Here is a 209-nt window from a genome sequence, read left to right as displayed (position 1 = left end):
CTGGAATGCCACCGACCGGCAGGTGGCCTCCATGGGACTGAGCGAGGAGGCCATGCGCGAGCTGAATCCGGACGCCGTCTTCTGTCAGCTGGACTGCTTCAGTGGCGTGCTGCCCGGGCCGCGCACCAACTACCTCGGCTATGACGATCTGGTGCAGGCCACCACCGGCATCATGCTGCGCTTCGGCGGCAGCATGGATACCCCGGAAG

The 209-nt window shown here is 66.0% G+C and carries 1 protein-coding gene; it reads left to right on the top strand.

Annotated elements, in window-relative coordinates:
• On the top strand, positions 1-209 hold a 209-nt coding region (locus CWC28_RS21870), incomplete at both ends, for a CoA transferase (RefSeq protein ID WP_138625798.1).

It is taken from the genome of Pseudoalteromonas sp. S4492 (assembly GCF_005886115.1).
GTDB classification, from domain to species: Bacteria; Pseudomonadota; Gammaproteobacteria; order Enterobacterales; family Alteromonadaceae; genus Pseudoalteromonas; species Pseudoalteromonas gelatinilytica.
The sequence above is the reverse complement of the archived record's forward strand: the minus strand, read 5'-3'. Positions and strand labels throughout refer to the sequence as shown.